The 25,796-nt window shown below is 60.7% G+C and carries 25 protein-coding genes; 13 read left to right on the top strand and 12 right to left on the bottom strand.

Annotated elements, in window-relative coordinates:
- Positions 1 to 8: 8 nt before the first annotated feature.
- The 5 genes from LGM20_RS11835 to LGM20_RS11815 are packed head-to-tail and all read left to right on the top strand — an operon-like array spanning position 9 to position 5,498.
- Positions 9 to 953 carry an ABC transporter permease gene (locus LGM20_RS11835; protein WP_023289836.1) on the top strand — a complete coding sequence of 315 codons (945 nt, stop codon included), beginning with the start codon at positions 9 to 11 and terminating at the stop codon, positions 951 to 953.
- On the top strand, positions 950 to 1,798 hold the full coding sequence (locus LGM20_RS11830) for an ABC transporter permease (RefSeq protein ID WP_023289837.1): 849 nt from the start codon (positions 950 to 952) through the stop codon (positions 1,796 to 1,798). The genes LGM20_RS11835 and LGM20_RS11830 overlap by 4 nt, the downstream gene beginning before the upstream one ends.
- Entirely contained in the window at positions 1,795 to 3,411 is a 1,617-nt protein-coding gene (locus tag LGM20_RS11825) for a dipeptide ABC transporter ATP-binding protein (RefSeq protein WP_044523453.1), read from the top strand. The genes LGM20_RS11830 and LGM20_RS11825 overlap by 4 nt, the downstream gene beginning before the upstream one ends.
- A complete protein-coding gene (locus LGM20_RS11820) occupies positions 3,411 to 4,397 on the top strand; it encodes a putative FMN-dependent luciferase-like monooxygenase (RefSeq protein WP_044523455.1) in 987 nt (328 codons plus the stop codon). The genes LGM20_RS11825 and LGM20_RS11820 overlap by 1 nt, the downstream gene beginning before the upstream one ends.
- A 9-nt stretch (positions 4,398 to 4,406) precedes the next feature.
- The gene (locus LGM20_RS11815) at positions 4,407 to 5,498 is read left to right on the top strand and encodes an alkylhydroperoxidase domain protein (RefSeq protein WP_044523456.1); all 1,092 of its coding nucleotides are present in this window, start codon (positions 4,407 to 4,409) and stop codon (positions 5,496 to 5,498) included.
- A gap of 6 nt (positions 5,499 to 5,504) precedes the next feature.
- Here the strand turns inward: LGM20_RS11815 and araJ are convergent, their stop codons facing one another.
- On the bottom strand, positions 5,505 to 6,659 hold the full coding sequence (araJ, locus tag LGM20_RS11810; protein WP_044523458.1) for an MFS transporter AraJ: 1,155 nt from the start codon (positions 6,657 to 6,659) through the stop codon (positions 5,505 to 5,507).
- Positions 6,660 to 6,937: 278 nt separating this feature from the next.
- Here araJ and LGM20_RS11805 point away from each other — a divergent pair, with 278 nt between their 5' ends.
- From LGM20_RS11805 to LGM20_RS11790, 4 genes are all read left to right on the top strand, one after another.
- Positions 6,938 to 7,375, top strand: a complete 438-nt coding sequence (locus LGM20_RS11805; protein ID WP_023289842.1) for a VOC family protein — start codon at positions 6,938 to 6,940, stop codon at positions 7,373 to 7,375.
- 86 nt (positions 7,376 to 7,461) lie between these two features.
- Entirely contained in the window at positions 7,462 to 8,280 is an 819-nt protein-coding gene (ppk2, locus tag LGM20_RS11800; RefSeq protein ID WP_023289843.1) for a polyphosphate kinase 2, read from the top strand.
- Positions 8,281 to 8,458: 178 nt separating this feature from the next.
- On the top strand, positions 8,459 to 8,647 hold the full coding sequence (locus tag LGM20_RS11795) for a hypothetical protein (RefSeq protein ID WP_044523461.1): 189 nt from the start codon (positions 8,459 to 8,461) through the stop codon (positions 8,645 to 8,647).
- A complete protein-coding gene (locus LGM20_RS11790; protein WP_023289845.1) occupies positions 8,647 to 8,970 on the top strand; it encodes a CcdB family protein in 324 nt (107 codons plus the stop codon). Before LGM20_RS11795 ends, LGM20_RS11790 begins: the two co-directional genes overlap by 1 nt.
- 43 nt (positions 8,971 to 9,013) lie before the next feature.
- Here LGM20_RS11790 and fdnI read toward each other — a convergent pair whose 3' ends face one another.
- The 3 genes from fdnI to fdnG are packed head-to-tail and all read right to left on the bottom strand — an operon-like array spanning position 9,014 to position 13,606.
- The gene (fdnI, locus tag LGM20_RS11785) at positions 9,014 to 9,670 is read right to left on the bottom strand and encodes a formate dehydrogenase-N subunit gamma (RefSeq protein WP_023289846.1); all 657 of its coding nucleotides are present in this window, start codon (positions 9,668 to 9,670) and stop codon (positions 9,014 to 9,016) included.
- Positions 9,663 to 10,547, bottom strand: coding sequence for a formate dehydrogenase subunit beta (gene fdxH, locus LGM20_RS11780; protein WP_032453008.1), 885 nt, complete (start codon positions 10,545 to 10,547; stop codon positions 9,663 to 9,665). The genes fdnI and fdxH overlap by 8 nt, the downstream gene beginning before the upstream one ends.
- 11 nt (positions 10,548 to 10,558) lie before the next feature.
- The gene (fdnG, locus tag LGM20_RS11775; RefSeq protein WP_115667315.1) at positions 10,559 to 13,606 is read right to left on the bottom strand and encodes a formate dehydrogenase-N subunit alpha; all 3,048 of its coding nucleotides are present in this window, start codon (positions 13,604 to 13,606) and stop codon (positions 10,559 to 10,561) included.
- Positions 13,607 to 13,831: 225 nt separating this feature from the next.
- On the opposite strand from fdnG, the gene yddG reads away from it, so the two are divergent.
- Positions 13,832 to 14,710: an aromatic amino acid DMT transporter YddG gene (yddG, locus tag LGM20_RS11770; RefSeq protein ID WP_032453011.1), complete on the top strand. Its 879-nt coding sequence runs from the start codon at positions 13,832 to 13,834 to the stop codon at positions 14,708 to 14,710.
- Here the strand turns inward: yddG and benD are convergent.
- The 7 genes from benD to LGM20_RS11735 form a co-directional block, all read right to left on the bottom strand.
- Positions 14,707 to 15,480 carry a benzoate diol dehydrogenase BenD gene (benD, locus tag LGM20_RS11765; RefSeq protein WP_044523465.1) on the bottom strand — a complete coding sequence of 258 codons (774 nt, stop codon included), beginning with the start codon at positions 15,478 to 15,480 and terminating at the stop codon, positions 14,707 to 14,709. The two genes, yddG and benD, sit on opposite strands and share 4 nt — an antisense overlap.
- A gap of 9 nt (positions 15,481 to 15,489) precedes the next feature.
- Positions 15,490 to 16,506 carry a benzoate 1,2-dioxygenase electron transfer component BenC gene (gene benC, locus LGM20_RS11760; protein WP_032453013.1) on the bottom strand — a complete coding sequence of 339 codons (1,017 nt, stop codon included), beginning with the start codon at positions 16,504 to 16,506 and terminating at the stop codon, positions 15,490 to 15,492.
- A gap of 9 nt (positions 16,507 to 16,515) precedes the next feature.
- Positions 16,516 to 17,001 carry a benzoate 1,2-dioxygenase small subunit gene (gene benB, locus LGM20_RS11755; RefSeq protein WP_023289852.1) on the bottom strand — a complete coding sequence of 162 codons (486 nt, stop codon included), beginning with the start codon at positions 16,999 to 17,001 and terminating at the stop codon, positions 16,516 to 16,518.
- On the bottom strand, positions 17,001 to 18,383 hold the full coding sequence (locus LGM20_RS11750) for a Rieske 2Fe-2S domain-containing protein (RefSeq protein WP_044523467.1): 1,383 nt from the start codon (positions 18,381 to 18,383) through the stop codon (positions 17,001 to 17,003). The genes benB and LGM20_RS11750 overlap by 1 nt, the downstream gene beginning before the upstream one ends.
- Before the next feature lie 109 nt (positions 18,384 to 18,492).
- On the bottom strand, positions 18,493 to 19,419 hold the full coding sequence (gene catA, locus LGM20_RS11745; protein ID WP_044523545.1) for a catechol 1,2-dioxygenase: 927 nt from the start codon (positions 19,417 to 19,419) through the stop codon (positions 18,493 to 18,495).
- A gap of 69 nt (positions 19,420 to 19,488) precedes the next feature.
- Entirely contained in the window at positions 19,489 to 19,779 is a 291-nt protein-coding gene (gene catC, locus LGM20_RS11740; RefSeq protein WP_023289855.1) for a muconolactone Delta-isomerase, read from the bottom strand.
- A gap of 19 nt (positions 19,780 to 19,798) precedes the next feature.
- Entirely contained in the window at positions 19,799 to 20,962 is a 1,164-nt protein-coding gene (locus tag LGM20_RS11735) for a muconate cycloisomerase family protein (protein WP_162823509.1), read from the bottom strand.
- 171 nt (positions 20,963 to 21,133) lie between these two features.
- Here LGM20_RS11735 and LGM20_RS11730 point away from each other — a divergent pair, with 171 nt between their 5' ends.
- Entirely contained in the window at positions 21,134 to 21,970 is an 837-nt protein-coding gene (locus LGM20_RS11730) for an IclR family transcriptional regulator domain-containing protein (RefSeq protein ID WP_072198970.1), read from the top strand.
- Here the strand turns inward: LGM20_RS11730 and kmrA are convergent.
- The gene (gene kmrA / locus LGM20_RS11725; RefSeq protein WP_044523470.1) at positions 21,965 to 23,464 is read right to left on the bottom strand and encodes an efflux MFS transporter KmrA; all 1,500 of its coding nucleotides are present in this window, start codon (positions 23,462 to 23,464) and stop codon (positions 21,965 to 21,967) included. The genes LGM20_RS11730 and kmrA overlap by 6 nt on opposite strands.
- 119 nt (positions 23,465 to 23,583) lie before the next feature.
- On the opposite strand from kmrA, the gene LGM20_RS11720 reads away from it, so the two are divergent.
- Positions 23,584 to 24,159, top strand: coding sequence for a TetR family transcriptional regulator (locus LGM20_RS11720; RefSeq protein ID WP_044523547.1), 576 nt, complete (start codon positions 23,584 to 23,586; stop codon positions 24,157 to 24,159).
- Between the two features lie 175 nt (positions 24,160 to 24,334).
- Entirely contained in the window at positions 24,335 to 25,717 is a 1,383-nt protein-coding gene (locus LGM20_RS11715) for a NarK family nitrate/nitrite MFS transporter (protein ID WP_023289860.1), read from the top strand.
- The last annotated feature ends 79 nt before the right edge of the window (positions 25,718 to 25,796 follow it).

The following is a 25,796-nucleotide window of genomic DNA, read 5'->3' as shown; positions in this document are numbered from 1 at the left end:
GGCCGGATATGAGCGCTTATCTTCTGCGACGGTTCGGCCAGGGGCTGCTGGTCCTGTGGGCGGCGTTTACCCTCACCTTTTTCCTGCTGCAGGTGCTGCCGGGGGATGCGGTGCTGATCAAGTTTCAGAACCCGGACCTCGGTCTGAGCCCGGCGCAAATCGCCGACATGCGGCTGGCCTACGGCGCCGACAGCCCGCTGTGGCGCCAGTACCTGCACACGCTGCTGGCGATGCTGCACGGCGACTTTGGCTATTCCCTGCAGGCGGGTCTGGCGGTCAGTAGCCTGATTGCCAGCAACCTGCCGGATACCTTAAGCCTCGCCCTGCCGGCCTTCCTGCTGGCCGTGATCCTGGCGTTTGCCCTCGCTTTCGCCTCACGTCTGCCGGGGCTGCGCTGGCTAAGCAACCTCCTGCAGTCGCTGCCGGTGCTGTTTATCTCGCTGCCCACCTTCTGGCTGGGTATCGCCCTGATCCAGCTCTTTTCGTTTCAGCTGCGCTGGATCCCGGTGATCAACCCCGGTCCGCTGGAGGGGCTGATTTTACCGGTTATCGCCGTCGCGCTGCCCATCTCCGCCCCGCTGGCGCAGATCCTGATGCGCAGCATGGATCAGGTGGCGGTTCAGCCCTTCGTCGCGGTCGCCCGCGCCAAGGGAATGAGCGAGACCGGCGTCCTCTGGCGCCATGTGATGGGTAACGCCCTGCTGCCGGCGCTGAATATAGCCGGGCTGCTGCTGGGCGAGCTGATTGCCGGGGCGCTGATCACCGAGACCGTCTTCGGACGCAGCGGCCTCGGCCAGCTGACCCAGCAGGCGGTGAATAACCAGGATATCGCCGTGCTGCAGGCGGTGGTGATGATCTCAGCTCTCGGTTTTGTCCTGATCAACCTGCTGGTCGACCTGGTCATGCCGCGGCTGGATCCCCGACTCCAATTACAGACCGGAGGTGCGAAATGAGCCTGGTCGACTATGCCATCGCGGTTCGCCGCCGCCCGGAGTGGCGCAAAGTGCGTCTCCAGCCAGGCCTGTGGCTGGCGTGGGCGGTGATGATCACCGCCCTGTTAATGGCCCTTGCCCCACAGTGGTTTACCTCTGCTAACCCGCTGGAAGGGATCCCCGGCGCTCAGCGCCTGGCGCCGCAGGCGCACTACTGGCTGGGTACCGACCAGCTGGGCCGCGACCTGTGGACGCGGGTGGTTTACGGCGCGGTACATTCTCTGTCGGCGGCGCTGATCGCCGTCGCCATCGGTCTGGTGGTGGGCACCGCCCTTGGCACCCTCGCCGGGGCGCTGGCCGGCCGCGTGGAATCAACCATCATGCGCCTGGTGGATGTCCTGCTGGCTATCCCTTCCCTGCTGCTGCAGCTGACGGTGATCATTCTGCTGGGTTTTGGCACGGTGAATGCGGCGGTGGCGGTCGGCGTGGCGGCCATCGCCAGCTTCGCGCGCCTGGCGCGGGCGGAGGTGGTGCGCGTGCGCCACAGTGATTACGTCGAGGCGGCCCGGGGCAGCGGCGGCACCTTTCTCGCCATCTTCTGGCGTCATATCCTGCCCAACTCGCTCACCGCGGTACTCGCCTTCGCCACGCTGCAGTTTGGTCAGGCGATGCTGGCGCTGGCCACCCTCAGCTTCCTTGGCTACGGCACCCCGCCGCCGGTCCCGGAGTGGGGATTACTGATCGCCGAAGGTCGTAATTACCTGTCGACCGCCTGGTGGCTGACCACCTTCCCCGGCCTCGCCGTGGTCGCGGTGGTCCTGGCCGCCAATCGTCTTAGCCGCCAGTGGAGTGGAGTACGCCCATGAACGTTCTCTCTGTTGAAGATCTGCGCATCAGCTACCGGTCGCGGGGCGAATGGCGCGAAGTGGTGCATAACGTCAGCTTTTCCATTCAGCGCGGCGAAATGCTGGCCTTCGTCGGTGAATCCGGCTCGGGGAAAACCACGACCGCGCAGGCCATTATCGGCCTGCTGGCGGATAACGCCCGCCGCGACGCCGGGCGGATTATCCTCAATGGCGAAGTGATCAGCGACTGGTCGGCAAAACGCCTGAACCGCCTGCGCGGGGTGAGCATCAGCCTGGTGCCGCAGGACCCCGGCAATTCGCTTAATCCGGTAAAAACCATTGGTCAGCAAGTGGAAGAGATCCTGCGGCTGCATCAGTCCCTTTCCGCCGCCGAACGCCGGCAGCAGGTTCTCAACCTGCTCGCTAAAGTCGGGCTCAGCCACCCGGAACAGCGTTTTGACCAGTACCCGCATCAGCTGTCGGGCGGGATGAAACAGCGGGTGCTGATCGCCATCGCCATCGCCCTGCAGCCGGATCTGATTATTGCCGACGAGCCCACCAGCGCCCTCGACGTTACGGTGCAAAAGCGCATCCTCGATCTGCTCGACATCCTGCGGCGCGAGTCGGGAACCGCCGTGCTGTTTGTCACTCACGATCTGGCGCTGGCCGCCGAACGCGCCGACCGGATCATGGTGTTTCGCCAGGGCGAGATTCAGGAACAGGGCGCCACCGAGGCGATTGTCCGGCGTCCCCAGCACCCTTACACCCGCCAGTTGCTCCACGATCTGCAGGACGCGCCGCTGAGGCTGACGGCGGATCGTCACCGTCCGCTGGCCACGCCGGCCATTCGCGTCGAAGAGATCAGCAAACGCTTCTCGCTGGGCAAACAGGCCCTGCAGGCGCTCGACAGCGTCAGCTTTGAGGTCAGACGCGGCAGCACCCATGCGCTGGTGGGCGAATCCGGCTCCGGGAAAACCACCCTGGCGCGGATCCTGCTGGGCTTCGAGCGCGCCGACGCCGGACAGGTGACCATCGACGGTATTGACGCCGGGCATCTCAGCCGCGAGGCGCAGCGTCAGCTGCGGCGCAAAATCCAGTTCGTCTACCAGAACCCCTTCGCTTCGCTCGACCCGCGCCAGACGCTGTTTGCGATTATCGAAGAGCCGTTAAAAAACTTTGAGCGCCTCAGCGCGGCGACGCGTCGCCAGCGTGTGGAGAGCGTCGCCGCCCGGGTAGCCCTGGCCCCGGAGCTACTGTCGCGGACGCCGCGGGAGCTTTCCGGCGGCCAGCGGCAGCGGGTGGCGATTGCCCGGGCGCTGATCCTCGAGCCGGCGATACTGGTTCTTGACGAAGCGACTTCGGCGCTCGATGTCACCGTTCAGGCGCAGATCCTCGCCCTGCTGCAGCAGCTACAGCAGCAGCTTGGTCTGAGCTACCTGTTCATTACCCACGATCTGGCGACGGTGAGGCGGATTGCCGACAGCGTCACGGTGCTGCGCGCCGGCCAGGTGGTGGAGCATGGCGACGTTGGGCGCCTGTTCGCCGCTCCGCAGCAGGCCTACACCCGCGAACTGATCGCCGCCATTCCCCAGGTATCCCCACGCCTGGCTCAGGCCCACATGGAGAACGCATAATGCCTAAACGCCTCGGCTTTTTTACCCGTCTGCTCGATCAGGGCTCCGCACAAACGCGCTACCGGCTGGCGGCCGAACAGATCCGCCACGCGGAGCGCGTCGGCTTCGACAGCGCATGGATTGCCCAGCACCATTTTCATGAACAGGAAGGCGGCCTGCCTTCCCCGCTGGTGTTCCTCGCCCACGTGGCGGCGCAGACTGACCGCATTCGCCTCGGCACAGCGATTATCACGTTGCCCATGGAGAATCCGCTGCGCGTCGCCGAAGACGCGGCGGTGCTGGATTTACTCACCGACGGGCGTCTGGAGGTGGGATTTGGTTCCGGCGGCACGCCAACGTCGTTTCTGCCCTTCGGCCTGACCAGCGAGCAGCGCGGGGCGGTGTTTGCCGACCATCTGCACCTGATCCACAGCGCCTGGCGCGGCGACACCCTCAGCCACCCGGACAACCGTCTCTATCCGCCCGCGCCGCAGCTGGCGGCGCGCATCTGGATCGCCACCTTCTCGGTGGAAGGCGCCATCCGCGCCGGTCAGGCGGGGCACGGGCTGATGCTGTCGCGCACGCAGCCCCGGCCGCCCGGTGAGCCGCGCCTGCCGCTGGACGCCATTCAGAACCCGATCGTCGACGCCTATCTGGCGGCGCTGCCGGACGGCGTTGCGCCGCGGATCCTCGCTTCGCGCACCGCCTTCGTCGCCGGCAGTCACGCCCACGCCCTGCAGATCGCCGAACCCGGCCTGCGTAAGCAGGCGGCACAGCACCGGGCTGCGGGTCATCTGATAGAAGGTGACAGTGTCACTGACTATCTGCAACAGCTGGATGCCCACGTGGGCGATCCTGAACATGTTGTTGCCTCCCTGGCGCAGGACAGCGTGCTGGCCCGCGCCACCGATGTTTCGTTCCAGGTGCACTCGGTGGAGCCTTCGCACCGGGATACGCTGCGTTCCATTGAGCTGATCGCTCAGCATATTGCCCCCCACATCAGATAAGGAGTCACCATGACGCTGAGTCAGGATATTCTGGGCGAACTGGCGGAGATCGCCGCCGGTTCCCCGCTCGACCAGGCGCGCGCAGTCCGCGATGCCGCTACCCGACATGCGCAGGGAAGTTATGAAGTGCTGTTCAGCCAGCAGGACGCCGATTTTCCCCTCGATGAACGCTTCGCGGTGGCGGCAAAGGTGGCGAAGCTCCATCAGGCGGACGCGCTGGCGGCGCACTATGCCGGCTTCGGCCTGGCCGATCCGACCACGGATCGTCTGGTTCCGGCGCTGGCCTTTGCCCGCCTGCTGACCTTCACCCCCGTCGAAGCGACACCCGGCGCGCTGCAGGTACTGACAAACGCAGGCTGGAGCCTGCGGGGCATCGTCACCCTGGCGCAGCTGGTGGCCTTTGTCAGCTTCCAGAGCCGCCTGCTGCTGGGTCTGCGGGCGCTCAACCACCAGCCCATCGTTAGCGCCGATACGCCGGTGGTGGCCGGGTACTGGCACACCACCCCGCACGCGCAGAGCGGTAAAGCGGCCCCGGTGCGCTTCACCCGCGAGGAGCTGCACTGGGAACCCTGGCTGGCGGATAAACCGCTGGCGGAATTTAGCGCTGAAGAACAGGCGATTCTGGCCAAATATGGCCATAGCGATTCGCCCTACTTCCGCCTGCTGGCGCGCAACCAGCCGGTGCTGGAGCAGCGGACGCTGACCGATAAAGGCATTTTCTATACCCCGGGGGGATTGCCGCGCGCCGAACGTGAACTGGCCGCCACGGTGGCCAGTAAAATCAACGGCTGTATTTACTGCGCCTCGGTGCATGCCCGCAAAGCGGCGCAGCTGGCGAAGGACGAGACCGCCGTCGACACGCTGCTGGCGGTGACGCCGGGAGAGGATCTGCGCGGCGGGCAGTCGCCGCGCTGGCAGGCGGAAATTGACGCCGCCGCCGCGCTATCGGTGACGCCGCCCGCGCTGAATGCCAGCCATCTGGCAGCGCTTGATGAACAGGGCTTAGATACTCTGGCCCAGCTGGATCTGCTGCAGTCAGCGGCCTTTTTCGCCTGGGCCAACCGGCTGATGCTGACGCTCGGCGAGCCCTGGCGTGAGTAAGCGTCGTTAGCAAGCCTGTCGGCGCTGATGGCGGCCGTAGATGAGCAAGGCGCTCATCGCCAGAAACGACAGCGTGGCGGCGGGGAGCGCTACGCTGTTCCAGCCGAAGCCCTGGGCAATCATCATTCCGCCGCAGAAGGCGCCGATGGCGCTCCCGAGGTTAAAGGCGATCTGCCCCCCAGCCGCCCCCAGCATCTCGCCGCCTTTGGCGTTCTGCAGCAACAGGATCTGCAGCGGCGCCGACAGGGCAAACAGCCCGGCACAGCAGAAAAACGCCAGCGTCAGCGAAGCGATTTTATGCTCCCCGAAGGCAAAGATCAGCAGCAGCGTCACAGCGATCGCCCCGTCGGTGATGGCTGCGATGCGCAGCGGACTGTAGCGCCCGGAAATTTTGCCGCTGAACAGGTTGCCGACCACCATCCCCAGCCCCGCCAGCATCATAATCAGCATCATCCGGCTTTCGGCAAAGCCGGAAACGTTGAGCATAAAGGGCTTAATGTAGCTGAACCACGCGAACACCCCGGCGTTGCCGAACATGGTGGCGGCAAAAATCAGCCACGGCGCCGGGGAAGTGAGGAAACGGAACTGCTCACGCAGCCGGGTGGTGGCCCGATCATACAGCGTAGGGACCCAGCAGAAGATGGCCATAAACACCGCGACGTTAAACACCGCGATCAGCGCGAAGGTATAGCGCCAGCTAAAATGATGCCCAAGCCAGGTGCCCCCGGGAACGCCCACCAGGTTAGCCACCGTCATGCCGCCGATCATCCCCGCCACCGCGGCGGTCACCCTCCCCGGCGGCGCGATTTTCGACAGGATAATCGCCCCCACGCCGAAGAAAGCCCCGTGGGGAAACCCGGAAACCAGCCGGCCAAGCGCCAGCATGGCGTAGCTGCTGGAGAAGGTAAACAGGGTATTGCCGAGAATGCACAGGGCGGCGAGAAACAGCATCACCGATTTCAACGAAAACCGACTGGAGAGCAACGCCATGATCGGCGCGCCGATCACCACGCCGAAGGCATACCAGGCAATCATATTGCCGGCGGCGGGGATTGAAATCCCGACATCGCGCGCCATGTCCGGCAGCACGCCCATAATGCCAAATTCCGCCATGCCGAGTCCGAAAGTGCCCAGCACCAGTGAAAAAATCGTTTTTTTCATACATCTTATAGGGGTATTGAGAGACGGCCGGCATTATTGACCATCCCGCCTCGCCACACCAGCTAAAAACGCCCGACGGCAGTATCCTCCATACAACGGCCTGATTCGTTCATGCGCTCGCCAGCGCCGCCGTTGGCGGTCCTGCTGGCGGCAGAGGCGCCGGGCGGTGGATAATTCCCTGTAAAAATTGGTGGGCACGCAGGGACACATTGTGGATTGATCTCAAGTTAACTTGAGGTTGTAAAGTCGAGACATCGTTCACCTCGGGAGAATCATCCATGCAAAATGTTGATGTTGGCTTTACCCATGTCGCCTTTACCGTCCGCTGTCTGGCCAGCAGCATCGATTTTTATACCCGCTACACGGCGATGACCGTTATTCACCAGCGCGAACCCAACCTCCCCTCGGCGCGTAAAGTGGCGTGGCTCAGCGATCGCACCCGACCTTTCGCCCTGGTGCTGGTGCAAAGTGATGACCCTGCCGACACGCCGCTGGGTCCGTTCGGCCATCTCGGCGTCGCCTGCGCCACCCAGGCGGAGATCGATGAGAAGGTCGCCCAGGCGCGGCGGGAAGGCGTTCTGCGCCGGGAACCGGAGCAGCTGGGCGATCCTGTGGGCTATTTCGCTTTCTTTGCCGACCCGGACGGTAACACCCTGGAGCTGTCATGGGGGCAGCGAGTGGGGCTGGAAGTCATTGCCGCGGGGAACGTCAGCTAGCCCGTCCCGGGCGCGAATATTTTCCACCGCCACGCCAGTGAAGGATTACACTTCAAAGGGATACCTCGGCAACACGGAGCATGGCGATGGGTAATAAGAAAAGCGGTCATCCTGTCGACGCGGCGGTGAAGATCGCCCCGCTCGACAATAAAGCGTACGAGAAGGCGCTGCGCAAGCTCCACGTTGAGCTGGTAAAACTGCAGCGCTGGGTGGTGCATAAAGGGCTGAAGGTATGCATCGTCTTTGAAGGCCGGGACGGCGCCGGCAAAGGCGGCACGATTAAGGCGATCACCGAGCGCGTCAGTCCGCGGATCTTCCGGGTCGTCGCCTTACCCTCGCCCACCGAACGCGAGAAAAGTCAGCTCTATTTTCAGCGCTATATCAAGCACCTCCCGGCGGCTGGCGAAATCGTGATTTTCGATCGCAGCTGGTATAACCGCGCCGGCGTCGAACGGGTGATGGGCTTTTGTACCCCGGAGGAGGTGCAGAAGTTCCTCGACGGCGCGCCGATGGTGGAGCGCGGCATGGTCGAGTCGGGCATTATCCTGCTCAAGTACTGGCTGGAGGTCTCTCCGCAGGAGCAGGAGCGGCGCCTGCGGGATCGCATCGACGACGGGCGCAAGATCTGGAAGCTCTCGCCGATGGACATCAAGTCTTTCAACCGCTGGGATGAATATACCGCTGCCCGCGACGCCATGTTCGCCGCCACCGACACCGCCTGGGCGCCGTGGTTCGTCGCCCGCTCCGAAGATAAAAAGCGGGTGCGTCTGAATATCATCACCCACCTGCTGTCGCAGATCCCCTACGAAGCCTTGCCAGTGGAGCATGTCACGCTGCCGAAGCGCAAAATGGGCAAAATGAAACAGACCAATTTCCCCTTCCGCTTTATTCCGGAGAAGTTCTGATTATTTCCCGCCGCGCTGGTTAACGCCAGCGCCGGGTTTATTACCATAACCATGAATATTTCATGCGGTTGCTTTCCTCTGGAAGTTGCTTCGCAAAATAAAAAACAAATCCGAACCAGGTATTTCTTTTCATCGCACACCGCGTGATAATCAGCTCGCCAACAACAAGGAGCAGATAATGAAACAGAATGCCGTTAACAAGTCACAGACTCGCGATCGTACAACAACGGTTAACCCGCAAAACCAGGCACTTACCATCGTCGATGCGGACAAACGCCGAAAAGACCAGGAATTCATTAAGGCACTGAATGAGTTCACTGCCCGTGCAGGGTTGTTGTCAGAGGATCCTTTTTTCGGAGGGATTTAATGGCGGCACAATTTGATATCTTTCGTAACCCATCATCGAGAACCAATGCGTTTCAACCTTATTTAATGGTAATCCAACATGATTATTTTAATGACCTTGGTACACGTTTAATTGTGCCGCTGAGCTATCATTCTCATTTGACCGGCCATTATCATGCTGCCGCCCCGGTTATTAATATGGAGTTTGAGAAACTGTTCATCAACACGCCGGCAATCACCAGCGTGGCAAAGCAAAGGCTGGATAAAAAATATTTTATCTGCAATTTGGCTAAAGAAAGAACGACCGTGATATCAGCGATGGACGCATTAATCACTAACACATAAACCCGCTCCAGCAAAACTGGAGCGGGCCTCCTGGCCAGACGGCTTACTTCATCCCTTCGCGACTCTCTTTGATCGCCTCCAGACGTTCGACATCGCGATACCAGCGCGGGTGATGTTTCTTCGCCCAACGGCGGCTGACCTTGCCTTCAATCATCCCCTTAATCGACCCCTTCACCCAGAACGCCATATACATATGGATAAGGATCGCGTGGATCAGAATAATGGCCGACGTCGCGTGAATTAACAGGCTGTAGCGAATCACCTGAATCGGGAAATAGTGGGCAAACCAGGGACGCCAGATAATCACGCCGGTCACCAGCAGCACAAAAATCATGCTCATGATGGTCCAGAACATCATCTTTTGCCCGGCGTTATATTTACCGACCCGCGCCACTTTATGCTCGTTGCCTTTCAGCACCTCCACAATGCCTTTCAGCCAGGGGATATCCTGTTTATCAGGGATGTTGTGATGGACAAAACGCACGAACATAAACATCAGGGCGATAAAAATCAGCACTCCGAAGAAGGGGTGCAGAATACGCCCCATCTGCGGGGTACCGAAGGTTTCCGTCAGCCACTGCAGGGTCGGGAAGAAAAACGAAATACCCGATAGCGCCACGAGGAAGAAAGCGATCACCACCGTCCAGTGACAGGCGCGATCGATAAAGGTCGTGCGCACTATCATCTTCGATTTACTCATCATGCTCCTCCTCGTCGTCGTCAACTTCCTTATTTGGCCCGATACCGATGTAGTGATAGATAAGCCCGGCAAAGGTAGCGATAAAGCCCGCCGCCGACAGCGGCTTCAGGATCCCTTTCCACAGCTCCACCGAGGTATCAATCTTCGGCGCAGCAGGCAGCTTGTGATAAAGCTCGGGCTGGTCGGCATGATGCAGGACGTACATCACATGGGTGCCGCCGACGCCCTGCGGGTTGTAAATCCCGGCCCTGGCATAGCCGCGTTTTTTCAGCTTAGCCACCCGCTCCTCGGCCACCTCCAGCATCTCTTTCTTCGTACCGAAGTGGATCGCGCCGGTCGGACAGGTTTTCACGCACGCCGGTTCCTGACCGACGCTGACCCGGTCCACGCACAGGGTGCATTTATAGACCCGGTTATCCTCTTTATTGAGACGCGGGACATTAAACGGACACCCGGCAATGCAGTAGCCGCAGCCGATGCAGTTTTCCTGCTGGAAATCGACGATGCCGTTGGCGTACTGAATAATCGCCCCGGCGGACGGGCAGGCCTTCAGGCAGCCCGGCTCTTCGCAGTGCATACAGCCATCCTTACGGATAAGCCACTCCAGTTTGCCGTTCTGTTCGGTCTCGCTAAAGCGCATCACCGTCCAGGATTTAGCGCTGAGATCCGCCGGGTTGTCGTACACCCCGACGCAGTGCCCCACCTCATCGCGGATGTCGTTCCACTCGGAGCAGGCCACCTGGCAGGCTTTACAGCCCACGCAGGAGGAGACATCGATAAGCTTGGCGACTTCCGCCTTATGATCCCGCGCGCGCGGCGCGGGCGTGATCGGGTTGGTCGCGGAGCGTTTAATAATGTCTTGTGTTTCCATCGCCATTGAATCGCTCCTTACGCTTTCTCGATGTTGACCAGAAACGCCTTGTACTCCGGCGTTTGCGAGTTGGAATCGCCGACGTTCGGCGTCAGGGTGTTGGCGATATAGCCTTTGCGAGCCACGCCTTCAAAACCCCAGTGCAGCGGGATCCCGACGGTCTCCACCTGCTGGCCGTTGACGTTGAGGGTTTGCAAACGGCGCGTCACCACCGCCACCGCGCGAATAAAGCCGCGCTGGCTGCTGACTTTTACCCGGTCGCCGTTGGCGATGCCTTTCGCTTTTGCCAGCCCTTCGCTGATTTCGACAAACTGTTCCGGCTGCGCGATGGAATTGAGCAGCGCATGCTTGGTCCAGGTATGGAAGTGTTCGGTCAGACGATAGGTGGTCCCGACGTACGGGAACTTATCCTTCTTACCTAAGCGAATGGCGTCCTCTTCATACACACGCACCACCGGGCTGGAGACCACCTTCGGGTGCAGCGGGTTAGTGCCAAGCGGGGTTTCCATCGGCTCGTAGTGTTCCGGGAACGGTCCTTCCGCCAGCTTATCCAGTGCGAACAGGCGACCCAGCCCCTCCTGCTGCATGATAAACGGCCCGGTGTTGCTCCCCGGCGGCGCGGTATTGAAGTCCGCAATATCATTCCCGACCCACTTGCTGCCGTTCCACTGGATCAGCATCCGCTTCGCATCCCACGGCTTGCCGTTGATGTCGGCTGACGCGCGGTTATAGAGCACCCGGCGATTGAGCGGCCACGCCCAGGCCCAGCCCAGCGTATTGCCCAGACCCGACGGGTCGGCGTTATCGCGGTTCGCCATCTGGTTGCCCTGCTCCGTCCAGCTGCCGCTGTAGATCCAGCAAGACGACGCGGTGGTGCCGTCATCGCGCAACAGCGCAAAGCTGTTCAGTAATTGGCCTTTCTTCGCCACCAGAGCACCGCTGGCGTCATACAAGTCCGCCAGCGCGTAGCCGTTGTTTTCTTTGGCAACTTCTTCCGATTCCGGATGGTCCGGTTGTTTGTAGTTCCAGCTCATCTTCAGCAGCGGCTCAGCGCCTTTACCGCCTTCGGTGCGGTACAGTTCGCGCAGGCGATGGTAAATCCCGGCCAGGATTTCGCCATCGTTGCGCGCCTCGCCCGGCGCGTCCTGCCCTTTCCAGTGCCACTGCAGCCAGCGGCCAGAGTTAGCGATCGAACCGTCCTCTTCGGCAAAGCAGGTCGATGGCAGGCGGAAGACTTCCGTCTGAATCGTCGACGGGTCGACATCGTTCGACTCGCCGTGGTTTTGCCAGAAGGTGGAGGTTTCAGTCACCAGCGGGTCGATAACCACCATGTACTTCAGCTTGCTCAGGCTGCGAACCACCTTGTTTTTATCCGGGAACGACGCCACCGGGTTAAAGCCCTGGCAGATATAGCCGGTGACGTTGCCGTTATCCATCATGTTGAAGTACTTGATCACGTCGTAAGCCTGGTCCCACTTCGGTAACCACTCAAAGCCCCAGTCGTTCTCTTTTTGCGCCGCCTCGCCGTAGAAGGACTTCATCAGGCTGACAAAGAATTTCGGGTAGTTGCTCCAGTAGTTCACCTGGTCCGGCAGGGTCGCTTTTGGCGTGTTGGCCGTCAGATACGTCTGCAGATCCGGCTGCTTATCAGAAGGCAGCGTCAGGTAGCCCGGCAGGCTGGTGGACAGCAGGCCAAGGTCGGTCAGTCCCTGAATATTAGAGTGACCGCGCAGGGCATTCACGCCGCCGCCGGCCATACCCATATTGCCGAGCAGCAGCTGGATCATCGCCATGGTGCGAATGTTTTGCGCGCCGACGGTGTGCTGCGTCCAGCCCAGGGCATACAGGAAAGTGGTGGTGCGATCGGCGGCGCTGGTTGAGGCCAGCACGTCGCACACCTTGAGGAAGTCCGCTTTCGGCGTACCGCAGATGTTTTCGACCACCTCCGGCGTGTAACGGGAAACGTGCTGCTTCAGCAGGTTCCACACGCAGCGCGGATGGCTGAGCGTCTCATCGCGTTTGGCGTAGCCGTTTTCATCGAACTGGTAGTTCCAGGACGATTTATCATACTGGCGTTTGTCCGCATCATAGCCGCTGAACAGCCCCTCTTCGAAGGCAAAATCATCCCGCACCAGCAGGCTGGCGTTGGTGTAGTGCTTCACGTACTCGGCATTGATTTTGTTATGTTCGATCAGGTACAGCAGGACCCCCGACAGGAAGGTAATGTCGGTACCGGAGCGAATCGGCGCATAGATATCCGCCACCGACGCCGTACGCGTAAAGCGCGGGTCGACAACGATAAGCGTGGCGTCGTTGTTATTTTTCGCTTCCATCGCCCAGCGGAATCCCACCGGGTGGGCTTCCGCGGCGTTGCCGCCCATCACCACCACGACGTTCGCGTTTTTGATATCCACCCAGTGGTTGGTCATCGCACCGCGACCAAATGTTGGAGCAAGACTTGCTACCGTTGGTCCGTGTCAGACGCGTGCCTGGTTGTCTACCGCCAGCATGCCGAGCGAACGCACAAATTTTTGCGTCAGCATGCCGGTTTCATTACTTGCTGCCGAAGCGCACAGCATGCCGGTGGAAAGCCAGCGGTTAACCGTCACGCCCTGTTCGTTCTTTTCCATAAAGTTGGCGTCGCGGTCGGCTTTCATCAGCCGCGCGATGCGGCTGAAGGCTTCATCCCAGGAGAGTCGCTGCCATTTATCAGATCCCGGCGCGCGGTATTCCGGGTAGCGCAGGCGGTTGTCGCTGTGGACATAGTCCAGCAGGCCGGCGCCTTTCGGGCATAACGCGCCGCGGCTCACCGGATGGTCCGGATCCCCTTCAATATGGTAAATCGCTTCTTTGGCGTTTTTCGCGCCGTCGCCGAGGCTATACATTAATAGCCCGCAGCCAACGGAGCAGTAAGTGCAGGTGTTGCGGATCTCTTTCGCACGCAGCAATTTGTAGTTGCGTGCCTGAGCCAGCGCCATTTTGGGGGCAAAGCCCAGGGCGGCAGCTGTGGTTCCGGCCATACCGCCTGCGCAGATCTTAAAGAACTTTCTGCGGCTGACGTCCATTGCATTCCTCCATGCAGGATGTTGATTCATCGCGCGGAGGAAACTAACAGCAAAATCCCGGGAAAATTTGCGTCAAATCAAGGAGCAAAACCAACGCCCCCTTAATCGCCAGCCGCAGCCGTTTTCACTAATCCCTAGGGGTTACCCATGGCGGAAAATTTCGCCCCGCGGCGGTAAAAAGATGATATATATGCCGGCTGCATTTGCGTAACCCTCAGGATAAGCATGGAGAAAAAGAGAGCCACGACCATCGGCTTCGCCGCCATTATTTTATGGAGCACCATGGTCGGATTGATTCGCGGCGTCAGCGAAGGACTGGGACCGGTCGGCGGCGCGGCGATGATTTACAGCCTCAGCGGCCTGCTGCTGATTTTTACCGTCGGTTTCCCTAACCTGCGCCAGATCCCGCGCCGCTATCTGCTGGCCGGCAGCGCGCTGTTCGTCAGCTATGAAATCTGCCTCGCGCTATCCCTGGGCTATGCCGCCAGTCGTCAGCAGGCCATTGAAGTGGGGATGGTCAATTACCTGTGGCCCAGCCTGACCATCCTGTTCGCCATCCTGTTTAATGGTCAGAAAAGCAGCTGGCTGGTGATCCCCGGTTTGCTTCTCGCCCTGCTTGGCGTCGGCTGGGTGTTGGGGGGTGAGCACGGCCTGCAGCTGGACGAGATTATCAGCAACGTCATCTCCAGTCCGCTCAGCTATCTGCTGGCCTTTATCGGCGCCTTTATCTGGGCGGCCTACTGCACGGTGACGGCCAAATATGCCCGCGGCAAAAATGCCATTACCCTGTTCGTCCTGTTAACCGCGCTGACGCTGTGGCTGAAGTTTCTCGCCACGCCGCAGCCGCCGATGGTCTTTAGCTGGCCGGTCAGCATCAAGCTGCTGACGGTAGCGGTGGCGCTCGGTCTGGCCTACGCCGCGTGGAACGTGGGGATCCTCCACGGCAACGTCAGCCTGCTGGCGGCGGCCTCCTACTTCACGCCGGTGCTCTCCTCCGCGCTGGCGGCGATCCTGCTTAGCGCCGCGCTATCGTGGCCCTTCTGGCAGGGGGCCGGGATGGTGTGTCTCGGCTCCCTGCTCTGCTGGTACGCGACCCGCCGTTAGCCGAGATCCCCGCCCGCCACCGGGAGGGTCACGCCGGTGATATAGCTGGCCTCATCGCTGGCGAGGAACAGGATCGCATTCGCCTGTTCCGCCAGCGTGCCGTAGCGGTGCATCAGGCTGCTGGCCACCGTCTGATCGACCACCTGCTGATACCACGCCTTCTCCTGATCACCGGGCTGCTCGTCGTTACGCGGCGTCAGGCGCGGCGGCGCCTCCGTCCCGCCCGGCGCGACGGCATTGATGCGGATGCCGCTGCCGCTGTACTCCATGGCGATCGACCGGGTCAGCGCATTGACGCCGCCTTTCGCCGCCGAGTAAGGCACCCGGTTGACCCCCGCCGTCGCCACCGATGAGACGTTGACGATGCTGCCTTTGCCCTGCTTGAGCATCCAGGGCAGCGCCGCGCGGCAGCCCCACAGGGTGGGAAACAGCGAGCGGCGGATCTCTTTCTCAATCTGGTCCGGCTGGTATTCGGCAAACGGCCGCGCCCAGATGGTCCCCCCAACGTTATTGATAAGCACATCGATGCGGCCAAAATGCGCGACCCCGTCGGCAAATGCCTGCTCGGCGCTCGACCACTGTTCCAGGTCCGCCTCCAGCGCCAGCACCTGACTGCCGGACTGCGCCAGGGTCGCCGCCAGCTCGCGCACCCAGGGCGCGCGATCGATGAGCAGCAGAGCCGCGCCTTCCGCAGCCGCCTGCTCCGCGGTCTGGCGGCCAATGCCCTGGGCCGCGCCGGTGATGGCGACCACTTTATCGCGAAAACGCATACTACCTCCTTAGGCCGCCGCGCTCTGGCTGGCGATAAATTTCTCGTACCAGAAGCCCGCCGGGGCGATCCCTCGCTCGCGCAGCGCCGTGGCAACCGCGTTGACCATGGGCGGCGGGCCGCAAAGGTAGATATCGACCTCGCCATTATTCAGCATGGCGTCGTCAAGATGATCGGTGACAAAGCCGCGCTGCGGGCAGGCGCTGTTTTCCTCCGCCACCACCGGCAGCCAGCGAAAGTGGGTTAACTGCTGACGGAATGCCTCCAGCGCCTCGGTCTTCACCAGGTCGCCGTCGCGCGTGACGCCATACAGCAGGGTCACCGGGCGCGAGCTGTTCTGCGCCTGCAGGGTCTCGAGCATGGAGAGCAGCGGCGCCAGCCCGGTACCGCCGGCCAGCATCAGCAGCGGACGTTCGCCATGGCGCAGATAGAAGCTGCCCATCGGGCCGCTGAGGATCAGGCGATCGCCGGGCCGCGCCTGCCGGGTTAACCACTGGCTCATCATGCCGCCGGGCACGTTACGGATCAGGAAACGTCCTTCTGCCGAGCCTGGGCGGGAGCTGAAGGAATAGGCGCGAACGTGCGGCGTGCCTGGCACCTGGATGTTGACGTACTGCCCCGCCAGGAAGTCCAGCGGCTCATCGAGGGCGACCACCAGCTCGACGGCGGTATCGGACAGACAATTCACCTGCCGCACCTGCGCCCCGGTGTTCGTCAGGGCGGTTTTACACTGGGCGGCAGCCACTGGCACATCGATAACGCAGTCGCTGGTGGGCACCATCTGACAGGTCAGCACCTGGCGGGCCTGCGCTTCCTCGTCGCTTAGCGCTTCGTCGAGATACTCGTCGCCGAGAGCGTATTCCCCGCTGGCGCAGTGGCATTTGCAGGTGCCGCACACGCCGTCCGAGCAGTCCATCGGCAAATTCACCTTCTGCCGATAGGCGGCATCCAGGACTTTCTCTCCGGCATGGCATTGAATAAAGCGGGTAATACCGTCTTCAAAATTAAGAGCAATAGTGAAGGTCATAAGCGCCTCTTAAATGTGGTAAACGTCGATCACCTGACGGATATAATCGTTATTCAGGCGCACGGTTTTGCGCACGATCTGCGGCCTGCCGTCCTGCTCGGTCAGCGTGCAGCAGGTGGCGCCGAAAAAGGCGTCGGTGTGCTGATAGCGGTGGCTCCAGGTCACCCAGCTGTAACGCACCTCCAGCCCTTCATCGTTCTCCCCCAGCAGCTCGACGTTGCTGATGATATGGGTGGTTCGCGGCTCCGGCGTGCTGGCCCCTGAGCGCTCGGTTTTAATCCGGTAGACGCGATCCTCCAGCCCTTCGCGGTTGGGATAGTAGATCAGCGAAATCTCTTTTTGCGGATCGCGCGTCAGCTGGTCATCGTCGCCCCACGCGGGCATCCAGTAGACGACCTGCGGGCTGTAGCAGCTGAGCCATTCATCCCACTGACGATCATCCAGCAGACGGGCTTCGTAGTAGAGAAACTGGCGTACCTGTTCGAGGTTCAGCATCAGGCCACCTCCACGCGCTGGGTGATCGACTGGTCATAGCGTTGCTGCTCTTGTTCAATCGCCGCCAGCATCAGCGTCTGCCAGTGATGGTGATGGGCGATATACAGCGCCTCGTCCTCCGATTTCACGCCGCTTAAGCGCGGATGAAATCCGGCGTGCTGCGCATGCTCATCCGGACCGTCGACCCAGCGCAGCGCGCCGCGGCTGAGATCGCTCCACGCCAGGTTTTCGCCGAGATAGCCGCGCTGACAGGCGCTGAACTCTTCGAGGTCGTCCGGGGTCCCCATCCCGCTGACGTTAAAGAAATCCTCGTACTGGCGGATGCGCAGGGCCCGCGCCTGGTCGGATTCCCCCTTCGGCGCAAAGCACCAGATAGTGACTTCGGTTTTGTCCACTGCCAGCGGACGAATGACGCGGATCTGGGTGGAGAATTGATCCATCAGATAGACGTTGGGGTACAGGCACAGGTTGCGGGTTTCGTTGACCATCTGGTCGGCGCGGAGTTCGCCGAATTCCGCCTGCAGGCGCTCGCGGTGGGCATACACCGGGCGCACCTCCGGGTTCAGCGCCCGGGTCCACAGCAGCATATGGCCGTTATCAAATCCGTAGCCGCCGCCGAGGCTTTTTGACCAGCCGTTGGCGTCCACCGCATGGGTGCCTTCCGCTTCATAGTTGCGCCGCGACATGGTGGAGGCATAGTTCCAGTGCACCACGCTCACGTGGTAGCCATCAGCGCCGTTCTCTGCGCCCAGCTTCCAGTTGCCCTCGTACACATAGCTCGACGATCCCTTGAGCACCTCCAGCCCCTCCGGCGCCTGGTCGACGATCAGATCGATGATTTTGCAGGTTTCCCCGAGATAGGCTTCCAGCGGCTGCACGTCGGCATTGAGGCTACCGAATAAGAAACCGCGATAGGACTGAAAACGCGGCAGCTTTTGCAGGTCGTGCGATCCTTCCTGTTTAAAAGTGTCAGGATAGCCGCCGGTGCTTTCATCTTTGGCTTTTAATAGTTTGCCATTATTGCTGAAGGTCCAGCCGTGAAACGGACAGGTAAATGAGTTTTTATTCCCGGTTTTCCGTCGACATAACATGGCGCCGCGATGGGCGCAGCTGTTAATTAACGCATGCAGCTCGTTCTTTTTATCGCGGGTAATAATGACCGGCTGACGCCCCAGCGTCAGGGTATAATAATCCCCCGGCTCGGCTATTTGGCTTTCATGGGCGAGAAACGCCCAATTACCTTCAAAGATATGCTTCATTTCAAATTCAAACAGCTGCGGGTCGGTAAATATCGAACGGTGGCAGCGGTAAATATGGTTTTCACGATCGACAATTAAGGCGTTGTTAATTTTGTCTTTAAGCGCTGATAGCGTTTTTTGCATGAGTCAGTCCCTCCTGCAGTATTCAGGATGAAAGAAACCGGGTGAATTGTTTGCTTTCAGGTGCAATGTCTGGCCCGGGCAACCGCATGCCCGGGGCCGTTACAGCAGATTACGCTTTGGCGCGCAGGCGGGCGCCGCGCCGCTCTTCGTCGGCGCTGAGCGCTTTACACAGGGTGAAATCAAAACAGACCTCAGTGTGCTCTCCCTCAAGGTCGCGCTGCGCGATAGTCTCGCGGTCCGTCACTTTGATCGGGTCGGCAATCAGGCCGTCGCGGGTGGCAAAGGCAAAATCATCCCACAGGTATTTATCGCCGCTGAGGTTGATCTGGCTGGTGAGATGTTTATGCCCCGGCGCGGAGACGAAGAAGTGAATGTGCGCCGGACGGTTGCCATGGCGGCCTAACCGATCCAGCAGCTTCTGCGTCGGGCCATCCGGCGGACAGCCGTAGCCGGATGGCAGGATGCTGCGCACGCTGTAGCGGCCATCGGCGCCGGTGCGGATCCGCCGGCGCAGGTTGTATTCGCTCTGGCTCGGGTCGAAGAAGGAGTAATTGCCGAGGGTATTGGCGTGCCAGATATCGACAATGGCGTTGGCCACCGGCCGGCCCTCGGTATCGTTGACCTGGCCATGCAGCCACATCACTTCCCCGGCGTCGGCGCCATCATCCATCCGGGCGTGGCCGTCGGCCAGCGGCGCATTAGCCACATACAGCGGCCCTTCGATGGTGCGCGGGGTGCCGGTTTCCCGGCGCGCCGCTGCGTCAATGGCGTCCTGACGCAGGTCGAGGAAATGCTCCAGACCTAGTCCCGCCGCCAGCAGCGCCGCCTCCTGACGGCCGCCCAGCGCATGCAGATAGTTCACCGCATGCCAGAACTCTTCTTCGGTAACGTTATAGTCGTCGATCAGCGTACAGATATTCTCCAGCAGACGGTGAATAATGGCTTTAAAACGTTCGTTACCGCCAGGGACATGTAAACCCGCGCCTTCACGTAATAATTTCTGCACGGCTTCTTGTTGTACGAAAGCATTACTCATCATTATTCTCTCTTATCGTTGTAGGGTATTTCCCGGGTCACCCCGGCATAAGGTCAGGTGTTATTATTATTAGCTATCGTCGTCACGAACAGACGAGGGATGACGGCACAGCGCCTCGACGCGAATATCCATAAAAGGATACAGCGGCAATCCCATTAATATTTGATGTAACTCTTCGGCATCGTTGACATCGAAAATACTGACATTGGCGTAAAGACCGGCGACGCGCCAGATATGTCGCCATTTGCCTTCCCGCTGTAATTGTTGTGAATAGGCTTTTTCGCGTTGCTTTATTTCCTCCGCTTCGGCGACGGGAAAACCAAGCGGAATATTCACGGTCATCTCCACTTTAAATAGCATATGTTTCTCCTGTTACCCGCTACGCCTGGCGGGTGTAAAAACGCAGTTTGTCTTCATCCAGCTCGACGCCAAGACCCGGGGTTTGCGGGAGCACCACCTCGCCGTCGGCAAAGGAGAGCGGTACGCGGACGATATCGTCTTTCAGCAACAGCGGGCCGAACATCTCGGTGCCCCACTGCAGCGGCAGCGTCGACCAGGCGTGCAGCGAGGCGACAGTCCCCACGGTCCCCTCCAGCATGGTGCCGCCATACAGGCCTATCCCCGCCGCCTGGGCGACGCGGGCCAGCGCCAGTACGCTATTCGGTCCGCCGGCCTTGGCTATTTTCAGCGCGTAAGCGCCGGTAAAGCCCTGCTGCGCCAGTTGATAGCCATCGTAAGCGGTGGCTACCGCTTCGTCGGCGAGGATCGCGGTTTCAATATGCTGGCTCAACCGCACCAGCGCCGCGTTGTCGTGGGCGCTGACCGGCTGTTCGATGAGGTCGACGCCCATCGCCGCCAGCTCGCGGCAGCCTTTCGCGCCGGTCGCCGCGTCCCAGGCCTGGTTGACGTCGACGCGGATGCTGGCGCGATCCCCTAACGCTTCCACAATGGCGCGGGTATGGCGCAGGTCGGTAGCTAATTCGCGGGCGCCAATTTTCAGCTTGAATGCCCGATGGCGGCCCTCTGCTAACAATTTTTCCCCTTCGGCAATATCTTTTGCGGTATCGCCGCTGGCTAACGTCCACAGCACCGGCAAGGACGTTTGCAGCGCGCCGCCGAGCAGCGCCGACACCGGCAGGCCCAGCGCTTTGCCCTGGGCATCCAACAGCGCGGTTTCAATGGCGGACTTCGCAAAGGTGTTGCCTTTAATGGCGCTGTTCATGCGGGCGGTCAGCGCATTCAGGTTATCGGCCGGTTGCCCCAGCAGCAGCGGCGTCAGGTAATGCGTTATCGCCGACGAGATAGCCTCCGGGCTCTCGACGCCATAGCTCAAGCCGCCGATGGTGGTGGCCTCGCCAATGCCGCAGATGCCGTCGGAGCGAGTAAGGCGCACGATCACCAGCGTCTGACATCCCATGGTGGTCATCGACAATTTATGTGGCCGGATGGTTGGGACATCCACAATCCAGCTCTCAATACCTTCTACGGTGGCAGTCATTTTCGCTTCCTGATGAGATGTATAACTTTTTGTACCCACATCCATAACGGGGAGGGCTGTGCCATTGACAATAGGGTTCGGTCTGGCGGGTGGTCAACGGCGATAATCGAAATGTTGTGCGATTATCGGCACGTTTGTTAAAAGGCGGTTAATAATGTGATCGCGGTGGTAAAACCGGCACAATTCAGGACGGTGCGGTTTGCGCACGGTATAGTGATGCCCCGTGAGCTTTGCAATGCAACGGAGAGGGAATCCATGCGTGACCATACCCCCACCACCCTAAGCGCCAGGCAGGCCGAGCACGATCCCAACTTTATGCTGTCTCTGGCTCGCGGGCTGGAGGTGCTTAACGCCTTTACCCCGCAGCGTCAGCGGCTGACCATTTCCCAGTTAAGCCAGAAAACGCAAATTTCCCGCGCGGCGGTACGCCGCTGCCTGTATACCCTCGCCGCGCTGGGCATGGTCCATAGCCCGGATGGCCGCCATTATGAGCTGTTGCCCCGGGTGCTGGCGGTGGGCCACGCCTATCTCGCCGGCACCCCGCTGGCGAAAGTGGCGCAAACGGCGCTGGATAGCCTCGGCAAAGCCCTCGGCGAATCCTGTTCGGCGGCAACGCTCGATGGGGATAACGTGCTCTATATCGCCCGCGCCGCGGTGAATAATTTACTGAGCGTCGATCTCGGACGCGGCAGCCGTCTGCCGGCGTGGGCGACGTCGATGGGTCGGGTATTGCTCAGCGCGCTGCCGGAGGAGCAGCTGGAGGTGACACTGTCACGCGCCGTGCTCATTCGCTACACCCCCCACACCCTGTGCGATATGGCCGGGCTACGCGCGGAGATTGATCGGGTGCGCATGCAGGGCTATGCCCTCGCCGACCGCCAGATAGAGGTGGGCCTGTGCTCGCTGGCGGTGCCGGTGCTGTCGCGTCATGGCCAGGTGGTGGCCGCGCTGAATGTCGGGGTGCCGGCCGCGACGGTCAGCGCCGCGGCGTTAAAAGAGAAGGCTCTCGCCCCGCTACGTCGCGCGGCGATGGACCTGTCGCTACAGCTATAGCGCCGACGGCGGCTTCGTCGCCGTGGCGAGGCTGCGCCAGATCCCGGCGGCCAGCAGCAGAAGCATGACCCCCGCTGTCGCCAGCACCAGGCTGTGCGCCTGGGTAAAGGCCGCCTTGGCCGCCGCCATTAGCGCTTCCGCCACCCCGGCGGGCAGCGCCTGGGTCAGGCTGACCGCCTCGCCGATCGATGACGACGCCTGCTGCGCCATCGTCTCATTCAGCCCGGACGGTAGCACAATGGTGGCGCTGTAGCTGCGGGTGAGGATCAGGCCGAACAGCGCAATGCCGAGGCCGGCGCCCAGCTCATAGGCCATGGTTTCGATCGCCCCGGCCGCCGCCGCTTTCTCCTTCGGCGCCGCCGCCATAATGGCGGAGCTGGAGGCCAGCAGCGCGCTGGCGACGCTAAAGCCCAGCAGCGTCATCAGCCCCCAGGCCAGCCAGTGTTGAGTGCTGAAATCGGTCAGCGCCAGGCCCAGAAAGCTGAAGGCGCTCAGCAACATCCCGCCGGTAGCCACCTCGCGCAGTCCGAGCTTCGACACCAGCATCCCGGCAATCGGCCCGCTAAAGCCGCTGGCCACCATCACCGGCAGCATAAACATCCCCGCCTCGAACGGCGTTTTCTGATGCACAAACTGCAGCTCCTGCGCCATCAGCAGCTCAAAACCCACCAGGGTAATCAGGGCCGTCATCGCCATCATCACCCCGCTTAAAATAATGCGATGGGTGAACAGGCGCATATCCACCATCGGCCGGGCCGCCGACAGCTGTTTGCGGATAAACCAGGTCAGCATCGCCGCCCCGCCGATCGCCACCAGCGCGGTGAGCCACAGCGCCAGCTGGCCCTTCAGGGCCGATTTGGCGCTAAACACCAGCATCAGGATCGCCGCAATCAAAATGAGCGCCTGCAGCAGGTTCAGCGGCTGGTCGCGGCGCGCGGGCTGGCGCGGCACCACTTTCGCGTTAATGGCGATAACCACCAGCACAATCGGCACGTTGATCAAGAACACCGATCCCCAGTAGAAATGCTCCAGCAGCATGCCGCCCACCAGCGGGCCAAAGGCCGCGCCGCCGGAGCCCACCGCCGCCCACAGCCCCAGCGCCATATTGCGCTGGCTGGCCTCGGCGAAGGTGCTGCGGATCCCGGCAAGCGTCGCCGGAACGATCATCGCCGCCCCCACCGCCAGCAGGGCGCGGGAGGCAATCAGCGTCAGGGCGGTCGGCGACAGCGCGGCGCACAGCGAGGCGACGCCAAAAATAGCGCTGCCGAGCAGCAGCAGACGTTTAAAGCCGATTTTATCGCCAAGGGCGCCCATCGGCAGCACCATCCCGGCCATCACCAATGAATAGATATCAATGATCCACAACAGCTCATTGCCGCTGCTGCCCAGCGCGACGCTGAGGGTCGGCGCGGCCACATGCAACACCGTGGCGTCAATCGCCACCGGAATATAAACCAGCAAAATCGCCATCAGCGTCATCCATTGCCGTGACATAGCGTGTACCTCAATGTTAGAACTTGGACACATGTCCAGGATGGCGATCCTGCCGGATTGTTGAACACATGTCCAACTTTTTGTTACACTCGGCCAAAGCCAGATATCAGCGGGGTTCTATGCACTATTTACAGCGGGATGAGCGACGGGAAGGAATTATGCAGGCCGCCATGCGTCTGGCGCTGCGCGGCGGCTTCAGCGCCATGACCGTCCGGCAGATCGCCCGCGAAGCGCAGGTGGCCGCCGGACAACTGCACCACCACTTCGCCTCCATTGGCGAGCTGAAGTCCCAGGTGTTCATCCGTCTTATCCGCGAGATGCTCGACATGCCGCTGGTGGCGGAGGATGCCAGCTGGCGCGAGCGGTTATTCTCGATGATCGGCAGCGAGGATGGCCGGCTGGAACCCTATATCCGCCTGTGGCGGGAAGGCCAGGTGCTGGCCGACAGCGACCCGGACATCAAAGCGGCCTACCGGCTGACCATGACCATGTGGCATGCCGAGACCGTGGCGATCGTGGAACAGGGTCTCGCCTGCGGAGAGTTTCACTCGAGCGAGCCGCCGGTGGATATCGCCTGGCGTTTTATCGCCCTGGTGTGCGGCCTCGACGGAATTTACGCCCTCGGCACCCAAACCCTGGACGAGACGGCGTTTAGCCGTTACGTCAATAAGATGATTACGCTGGAGTTATTTTAGTTAAATTTTACATTTAGTAACAATTAATCCCGCTACGCTCTCCACGTGCTCTCCGACAGCACGTTTTTTTTATCTACGCTTTTTAGATAACGCCAATTAAGGGTTATTCACCGTCACCTTGTATTCAGCTGTTGACCTTATTTATTTACTCCATTCCGGGCAATTAGAGGGCAATATGTCGGTACAAAATGAGAAAGATAATCATTACCTTTTGAAAAACTGGCGGCCAGAAAATAAGGCCTTCTGGGAAAACAAGGGTCAGGCCATTGCGAGAAGAAACCTCTGGATATCAGTCACCTGCTTACTACTTGCCTTCTGCGTATGGATGTTATTCAGCGCCGTGGCGGTCAACCTTAATAAGGTCGGTTTTCATTTCACTACCGACCAGCTTTTTTTATTAACCGCACTTCCTTCACTTTCCGGCGCGATATTACGGGTCCCCTACTCCTTTATGGTACCCCTCTTCGGCGGGCGCTACTGGACCGTATTAAGTACAGTGATCCTAATTGTGCCTTGTATTTGGTTAGGCGTGGCGATCCAGAATAGCGCTACTCCATTCTGGGTATTTATTGTTATTGCGCTGCTGTGCGGTTTTGCCGGGGCTAATTTTGCTTCCAGTATGGGAAATATCAGTTTCTTTTTTCCCAAAGCCAAACAGGGCAGCGCGCTGGGGGTCAACGGCGGCCTGGGCAATCTCGGGGTCAGCGTGATGCAGATGGTCGCCCCGGCGGTGATCTTCCTGCCGATCTTCACCTTCCTCGGCGTCCATGGCGTCACCCAGCCCGATGGCTCGACCATGGCCCTGAGTAATGCGGCGCTCGTCTGGGTACCCCTCCTGCTGCTTGCCACCGCTGCCGCCTGGTTCGGTATGAATGATATCGCCAGTTCGAAGGCCTCGATTCGCGATCAGCTTCCCGTACTCAAGCGCCCGCATATGTGGCTGTTGAGCCTGCTCTATCTGGCGACTTTCGGCTCATTTATCGGCTTCTCCGCCGGCTTCGCCATGCTGGCGAAAACCCAGTTTCCTGCGGTCGACATTCTCAAGCTGGCTTTCTTTGGACCGTTTATTGGCGCGCTGGCGCGCTCGTTCGGCGGGATCATCTCCGACCGTCTGGGCGGTGTGCGGGTGACGCTGGTCAATTTCGTGCTGATGGCGCTCTTTACCGGTCTGCTGTTCCTCACCCTGCCAGGCAGCGGATCCGGCAGCTTTCTCGCCTTCTACGTGGTGTTTATGGGGCTGTTCTTAACCGCCGGGCTCGGCAGCGGCTCCACCTTCCAGATGATCGCCGTCATCTTCCGTCAGCTCACCATCGAGAGCGTGAGGCAGCGCGGCGGCAGCGAAGAAGAAGCGCAGCATGAAGCCGTAACCGATACCGCTGCCGCGCTGGGCTTTATCTCGGCAATTGGCGCCATCGGCGGCTTCTTTATCCCAAAAGCCTTCGGCACCTCGCTGGCGATGACCGGTTCGCCGGTCGGGGCGATGAAGGTCTTCTTCGTTTTTTACGTGGTTTGCGTATTGGTGACCTGGCTGGTCTACGGCCGACGTAAACCCGCTTAACCATAACGATTTATCTGCCGGATGGCGGCTTCCGCCTTATCCGGCGTACGCGTTCGTTCGCTCATCCGGCCGGGTGGCA

This window comes from Klebsiella quasipneumoniae subsp. quasipneumoniae, from assembly GCF_020525925.1.
In the GTDB taxonomy this organism is placed as follows: domain Bacteria; phylum Pseudomonadota; class Gammaproteobacteria; order Enterobacterales; family Enterobacteriaceae; genus Klebsiella; species Klebsiella quasipneumoniae.
The sequence above is the reverse complement of the archived record's forward strand: the minus strand, read 5'-3'. Positions and strand labels throughout refer to the sequence as shown.